The following is a 4798-nucleotide window of genomic DNA, read 5'->3' on the forward strand; positions in this document are numbered from 1 at the left end:
CGCGCCGAGTTCCGCGCGCCGCCCGACGAAGGTGGCCAGCGCGGGCGGCAGTTGGGCGGGTCTGGGCACGTGCTGCCGGGTGCGGGCCGGGCGCCCGGCCGAGGCGGGCCCGTCCTTCAGCAACTCCTGGTGCAGGGTCTGGAGTTCCGGCCCGGGGTCGAGGCCGAGTTCGTCGGCCAGCCGTCGCGCGAACCGGCGGTAGGCGGCGAGCCCGTCGGCCTGCCGGCCCGCCCGGTGCAGGGCCCGGACGAGCTGCGTCACGAAGCGGTCCCGGAGCGGGTGTTCGGCGACCAGCGCGGTCAGCTCCGGGACGGTCTGCCGGTGCCGGCCGAGTTCGGCCTCCAGGTCCAGGCAGTTCTCCCAGGCGGTGAGCCTCAGTTCGTTCAGTGCCACCGCGCCGGCGGCCAGCAGAGCGCCGGACAGCCCGTCCAGCACCGGGCCGCGCCACAGGCCGAGCGCCGACCGGAACTCCCGTACGGCTGCCGCCGGTTCGCCGCGCTCGGCCAGTCGGCGCGCCGCCGACACCCGGTGGGCGAAGGCCAGGGCGTCCACCTGGTGGCCGTCCGCCGCGATCCGGTAGCCGGGGCCGTCGGTGAGCAGCACCGGAGGCCCGTCGTGGGCGGCGGCGAGCTTGCGTCGCAGCAGCCCGGCGAGGTTCCGCACCTGACGGAGGGCGGTGGCCGGCGGTTCGTCGTCCCAGACCGCGTCGACCAGGCGGGCCACCGGGACGACGGCCCCGGCGTTCAGCAGCAGGGTGCCGAGCATCCGCTCCTGCTTGGCCCCTTCCGTCCGGGCCCGTCTGCCGTCGTCGGTCCACACTTCCAGCGGCCCCAGGATCTTGAACTCCATGTGTCCCTCCCGTGGTTGGCCGATGTCGAGGCGACCCGGCCACTCTCGAAGCTCGTGACCATTTCATGATGGAATCGTGCTGAATTTGTGCATTCGGCTGGGATTCTTCTCTCACCGGCCCCGCTGGGGCCGGCTCCCCCACACTCAAGGAGCAGCTGGATGAAGCGCATGAAGCAGGCCGCGGCCCTGGCCATCGCCCTCGGCCTGGCCCTCGTACCCCTCTCGGCGAGCACCGCGCAGGCCGCCGGGCCGGCCACCCACAAGGGGATGACCTGGCAGACGCTGGCGACGGGCCCCGAGGGGACCGTCCAGGTCGGCGGCTTCGCGCACTCGACTTCGAGCGACCCGTACAACGGCGACACCCTTCCGTCCGTCTCGCTGCCGGTCCTCTGCATCAACGTGGACGGCAGCCCGGCTCCGGACGGCATCAGCATCGACTTCTACACCGGGTGGGCCGGCGGCACCGTCGCGCTCAGCCAGCCGGTGAAGGGCTCGCGGCTGAACAGCCAGGCCGCCGCGAACAGCATCTGCCAGGCGTCCTTCGGCATCGGCTGGCGCCAGGCCGAGTTCCACGACGGCCGCTACGGCCCGAACCTGGAGTACATCGGCGGGTGGAGCTTCTGGGCGTACGGCAACATCGCCCCCAACGCCCGCTTCTGGACCGCCATCAACGACCAGCAGGCCAACCCCTGGAACTGACGGCGACGCGGTGGTGACGGCCGGGCGGGCGGCGAGTGGTCCGCCCGGCCGTACCGCCTCCGGTTCCGGTCGCGGTCGCGGTCGCGGTGCCTGTCCGGAGCCCTCGGGGCACGGTCCGAGGGCTCCCGCACGAGTGGCCCGGTCACCCTCGGATGGCCGGGCCGTCCGGCGTTCGGGGTTCCCCGGCGGCGTGCGAGGCGGGGCGTAGGTCTCGTCGGTCGGCGGTCTCCTCGGGCGGCGGCGACGCCGGGGTGAGGGGCGCGTGGCATGAAGCGGGAACTCCTCTGCCGGGAAGGTGTCGTGGGTGCGGGGCGGACCCCGTCGCCGGGGCGGCACCGGGACAGACCTTCCCATCCGGCGGCGACCGGTGACATCCCAGGTTTGCAGGGGGCTCGGCGACCTCTTCCCTGTGGTAGGAGGACGACCCGTCGCGGACGACTCAACGGCCAGGCCCCAGGTCGGTGACCTGGGGCCGTCGTGCCGTCCGGGCTCGCGCCGGGTTCCCGGGCGGGGTGGGCGGGACCGGGGGCGGGGGCGTCAGACCGGGGCGCGTCAGGCCGGGGGGCGGCCGAGCCCGGCGGTGTACGGGGCCGCGAGGAGTGCGACGAGCTCGCGGCGGCTGCGTACGCCGGTCTTGGTGAAGGCCGACTTCAGGTGGTCCTGGACGGTGGCCGGGCTCAGGAAGAGCCGGTGGGCGATGTCCCTGGTGCTCAGGCCCCGCACCGTCTGGAGGACCACCTCCTGCTCGCGGGGCGAGAACCGGTGCGCCAGCAGGGACAGCGGCATGACGTCGACCGGGCTCGCGGGTTGGGCGACCAGGGCGACGCTTCCCCGCGGGTTCTGGTCGAGCAGCGAGGCGCGGACGGCGAGCCACTGGCCGCTGGGGCGGCGCAGCCGGGCCCAGGCGTGGGCGCCCGCGTTCGCGGAGGGCGCGTGGGTGCGGGCCCGCTCGGCGAGGTAGACCAGTGCGGTCGGCACTCCGGCGGGGCGGTAGCGCGGCTCGGAGAGTTCCTCGAAGAGTTGCCGGGCCCCGGAGTCCGCGGAGGTGAGCTGACCGGTGGGGCCGATGACGGCGACCCCGAGCCAGTACGGTCCGTCCTGCGGGTCCGCTCGGACGTCCGGTCCGTCAGGACCGCCCGCGGTGGGCAGCGCGTAATCGCGCAGGGCCGCGGCCACGGCCCGGGCGGCCCGTTCGGCCAGTCTCTGCTCGCCCGCTCCGAAGGGCGCCGAACCGGCCTCGCGCATCAACGCGGCGGCCCCCCACCGCCCGCCCCCGATGTCGAAGTTCATCCGCAGCTCGTCGCCCAGTCCGTACTCGGCGAGCAACTCCCGGTAGCGCACGCTGTGTTCGGGTCGGCCACCGGTGGCGCGGTGGACGGTCTCCACGACGCGGCCGGCGGCCCGGATGTCGACGAACCGGGTGGTGTCATCGGACCACATCTCCAGCCAGATGGCGTGCTCGAACGCGGTCGGCTGCAGACCCTCGGCGACGGTGGAGGTCAGGAAGCCGGTGACCGGATCGGCCCCGTGCAGGCAGCCCGCCTCGGATCCCAGAGCGGGCCCGAGGACGGTGAGGAGCTGTCGGAAGAACTGTTCGAGCGGGAGCTTCGCCGCCGCCAGATCGTCGATCTCTCCCATCATGCGGCGTTCCCTGTCACGGAATGAGGTCATCTCTTTACCATAGGGCCGAAGTTGACCTTCTCCCCACGATCCTGACGCTCAGCCTTCGACGCCGGTGGAGGTGTGGGCGGAGCCGACCGGCTTGGACTCGGGTGACCCGCGCTGGCGGAGGTAGACCGAGAGGATCGCCATGGAGGCGACGGCGAGGAGTTCGGACTGCCAGTTCTGCAGGGTGCGGTTCCAGAAGTCCACGGAGAACACGTAGTCGGACCAGCTGAAGGGCGTCTGGAGGCCGCGCAGCCGTTCGGCGTTGAAGGCGGACACGCCGGTGACGGACTGCGAGAACCAGGAGCCGACGAAGAACAGGGCCATGACCGCACCGAGCGAGCGGGAGTACAGCGCGCGCCGCAGCCCGCCGACGCGGGCCCAGCCGGGTGAGTCCGCGGTGGCGTGCCGGCCGACCTTCTGGTCGCGGTCGCTCTCCGGGCCCGCCTGGTCCAGGCTCTTGGACTCGGGGGAGCCGCGTTGCAGCAGCCACACGGTGCCGAAGATGTAGAGGAAGAACTGGAGGTACTCGGACTGCCAGTTCTCGGTGACGTCGACGGCGAAGTCGGAGCCGGTGAGGTAGTCGGCGACCGAGACCGGCTGGAGGTCGGCCGCGACGAGCTGGTTGTTGACCTCGGCCAGGCCGGACGCCGCCTGGCCGACGAGGGTGAGCAGGAACGCGGTGCCGAAGACCAGGGTGAGGCTGTTGTCGTGGAGGAACCTCGATGCCCGGCTCATCGGTGCAGCAGTCCGATCGTGGTGAAGTAGCCCAGACCCCCTACGACGACCACGACGAGAAGCGTGAACAGGACGCGCACGGTTCACCCGCCCTTGAGTTCGCAGTTGTACGGCTTGCGCGGGCGGGGCTCGCAGCCGGCGGCGGTGACCTTCCAGCCGTCGGGGAAGGACGATAGGAACAGGGTGTCACCGTCGAGGACGACCCTGGCCTGCGCGCCGTAGACGTCGATCCGCCGAACACCGGAGGCTTTGGGAACCTCGCTGCCGGGCATCGCCCGGTCACAGCCGCTCTTCGCGGTGTCCTCCAGCTCCTGGCGGGTCCCCGGTGCGAGCGTCGCGCACAACAGCGCGTCGTCGCCGCCCGCGAGGGCGGACTCGAACCGCGCCGCGGTGGCCGCGACAGCGTCCTCCCGGTCGGAGAGCGACCCGCAGCCGCACAACGCGGCCAGCGCCACAGCGGCCCCCGCGGCCGACCACCGCCATCGATCGCGCCCGGATGTCATGGGGGGAAGCCGACCACAACCCGGCTCCCGGGGCCACGAGGCCGGGCCGTCGGTCGGCCGGACGAGTGACCCCGGCAGCCAGAGGCCGTCGCGGCCGTCCTGGCGAATCCGCCACCGGCCGCGTGCTACCCGGCCGGCCGTCAGGTTCACCGGGAGGTCGCCCGAGGGCGCGGCGGGTAGCACCGCCGACGGGAGGTCAGGCGGGCAGCCGGCCGTCCGTGACGCCGAGCGGTTCGCCCTCAAGCCGCCAGGTGTCCCGGTGCCGGCGCCGCACGGCCTCCGCCACGGCCAGCGTCGCCGGGACGAGCGCGGCCGCCCCGCGGTCGCACGGAACGGCACGGAAC

Annotated in this window: 5 protein-coding genes; 1 reads left to right on the top strand and 4 read right to left on the bottom strand. The window is 73.2% G+C overall.

Annotated features, from left to right (window positions below):
- A partial coding sequence (locus ABD308_RS38225; RefSeq protein WP_344345533.1) for an AfsR/SARP family transcriptional regulator occupies positions 1-849 on the bottom strand: 849 nt, incomplete at its 3' end.
- A 159-nt stretch (positions 850-1008) separates the two neighbouring features.
- On the opposite strand from ABD308_RS38225, the gene ABD308_RS38230 reads away from it, so the two are divergent.
- Complete coding sequence (locus tag ABD308_RS38230) at positions 1009-1548, top strand: hypothetical protein (RefSeq protein ID WP_344345535.1); 540 nt, start codon at positions 1009-1011, stop codon at positions 1546-1548.
- A 552-nt stretch (positions 1549-2100) separates the two neighbouring features.
- Here ABD308_RS38230 and ABD308_RS38235 read toward each other — a convergent pair.
- From ABD308_RS38235 to ABD308_RS38245, 3 genes are all read right to left on the bottom strand, one after another.
- Complete coding sequence (locus tag ABD308_RS38235) at positions 2101-3219, bottom strand: helix-turn-helix transcriptional regulator (RefSeq protein ID WP_344345537.1); 1119 nt, start codon at positions 3217-3219, stop codon at positions 2101-2103.
- A gap of 48 nt (positions 3220-3267) precedes the next feature.
- Positions 3268-3951 carry a DUF6766 family protein gene (locus ABD308_RS38240; protein ID WP_344345539.1) on the bottom strand — a complete coding sequence of 228 codons (684 nt, stop codon included), beginning with the start codon at positions 3949-3951 and terminating at the stop codon, positions 3268-3270.
- 83 nt (positions 3952-4034) lie between these two features.
- On the bottom strand, positions 4035-4454 hold the full coding sequence (locus tag ABD308_RS38245) for a hypothetical protein (protein WP_344345541.1): 420 nt from the start codon (positions 4452-4454) through the stop codon (positions 4035-4037).
- Positions 4455-4798 lie beyond the last annotated feature (344 nt).

The sequence above is a fragment of the Kitasatospora putterlickiae genome, from assembly GCF_039527695.1.
Lineage (GTDB): Bacteria > Actinomycetota > Actinomycetes > Streptomycetales > Streptomycetaceae > Kitasatospora > Kitasatospora putterlickiae.